Source organism: Nocardioides sp. NPDC057772 (assembly GCF_042798075.1).
In the GTDB taxonomy this organism is placed as follows: domain Bacteria; phylum Actinomycetota; class Actinomycetes; order Propionibacteriales; family Nocardioidaceae; genus Nocardioides.
In genome coordinates, this window is record NZ_JBHVKN010000372.1 from 1 (window position 1) to 1,891 (window position 1,891).

The 1,891-nt window shown below is 67.6% G+C and carries 2 protein-coding genes; one reads left to right on the top strand and one right to left on the bottom strand.

The window, feature by feature from the left end; translation table 11 throughout:
* A partial coding sequence (locus tag ACFVJS_RS27790; RefSeq protein ID WP_378886773.1) for a PAC2 family protein occupies positions 1–818 on the bottom strand: 818 nt, incomplete at its 3' end.
* Positions 819–1,065: 247 nt separating this feature from the next.
* Here ACFVJS_RS27790 and ACFVJS_RS27795 point away from each other — a divergent pair.
* Positions 1,066–1,891 (top strand): homocysteine S-methyltransferase family protein (locus ACFVJS_RS27795; protein WP_378886774.1); only part of this gene is annotated, 826 nt, incomplete at its 3' end.

Below are 1,891 nucleotides of genomic sequence, written 5' to 3' on the forward strand. Positions count from 1 at the left end.
CGCTCGAACTCCCGCGCGATCGCGTCGCCGGAGGCCTCGGGGAGGTCGGCGGTGTCGCGGGCCTCCTCCAGGGGCCGTACGTAGTCGGAGACGTCCTCGTCCTCCTCGGCGAGGTCGTTGACGCCGCGCTCCCAGGCTCGGGAGTCCTCGGGAAGATCGCCGAGGGGGATGGAGCACTGCAGCAGGTCCTCGAGCTTGTTGACGATCGCGAGCGTGGCCTTGGGACAGGGCGGGGCGGCGACGTAGTGGGGGACCGCGGCCCAGTAGGAGACCGCGGGGATGTCGCTCTGGACGCAGGCCTCCTGGATCACGCCGACGATGCCGGTCGGCCCCTCGTAGGAAGGGGAGTCGAGCTTGAGCCGGTCGACGAGATCGGGTTCGGTGGCGGTGCCGGAGACCGGGATCGGGCGGGTGTGCGGGGCGTCGGCGAGGAGCGCGCCGAGGGTCACCACGAGCTGGCCGCCGAGGTCGTCGACGCACTCCAGGATCTCGCTGACGAACTGCTTCCAGCGCATGTTGGGCTCGATGCCGCGGACCAGGATGATGTCGCGGTCGAGATCGGGCGGAGAGCAGACGGCGATCTGGGTGGTGGGCCAGGTGATCGTACGGAACCCGTTCTCGTCGACGCCGGTGGTCGGCCGGTTGACCTGGTAGTCGTAGTAGTCCTCGGGGTCGATCTCGGCCACGACGCGCGCGTGCCAGACGTCCATCAGGTGGTCGACCGTGCCGGAGGCGGCGTCGGCCGCGTCGTTCCATCCCTCGAACGCGGCGATCACCACAGGATCGACCAGGTCGCGGGTCTCTTCGATCTCGATCACATCTCCACCCTAGTCATGTGGACCAGAGCAACGACGTCGTTCACCCTGCGTACACCTCATGAATTCCCACCTGGTGGACCACGGGTGTCAGGATTCGGAATGAGATGGCGTTGTCCGCACACCTACGCCGTAGCGTGTTTCAGGCAAAGCCGAGCACACACCAGCCTGCCCGCCGGGAGAGGAACCCAGAGTGAGTCTGCGCCCTGATGTCACCGAGACCCTGACCGCCACCCTGAAGGAGCGGATCATGGTGCTCGACGGTGCGATGGGCACTGCGATCCAACGTGACCGTCCCGACGAGGCCGGATATCGCGGTGAGCGGTTCAAGGACTGGCACACCGACCTGATCGGCAACAACGACCTGCTCAACCTGACGCAGCCGCAGATCATCGAGGGCATCCACCGGGAATACCTCGAGGCCGGCGCGGACATCATCGAGACCAACACGTTCAACGCCAACGCGGTCTCGCTGATCGACTACGACATGGTCGATCTCGCCTACGAGCTCAACTACGAGGCGGCGCGCCTGGCCCGTGCGGCCGCGGACGCCTACTCGACGCCCGACAAGCCGCGCTACGTCGCCGGCGCGCTCGGCCCGACGTCGCGCACGGCTTCGATCAGCCCGGACGTGAACGACCCGGGCGCCCGCAACATCACCTACGAGCAGCTGCGCGACGCCTACGCCGAGGCGACCCGTGCGCTCCTCGAGGGCGGTTCGGACCTGATCTTCATCGAGACCATCTTCGACACCCTCAACGCCAAGGCTGCGATCTTCGGCGTCCAGCAGGTCTTCGAGGAATACGGCCGCCGCTGGCCCGTCGTCATCTCCGGCACCATCACCGACGCGTCCGGCCGCACTCTGTCCGGTCAGGTCACCGAAGCGTTCTGGGATTCCGTACGCCACGCCGAGCCGCTCCTCGTCGGCCTCAACTGCGCGCTCGGTGCCCAGGAGATGCGCCCCTACATCGCCGAGCTCTCCCGGGTCGCGGACGCGTTCGTCTCCTGCTACCCGAACGCGGGCCTGCCGAACGCCTTCGGCGAGTACGACGAGGGCCCGAGCGACACTTCGTGCC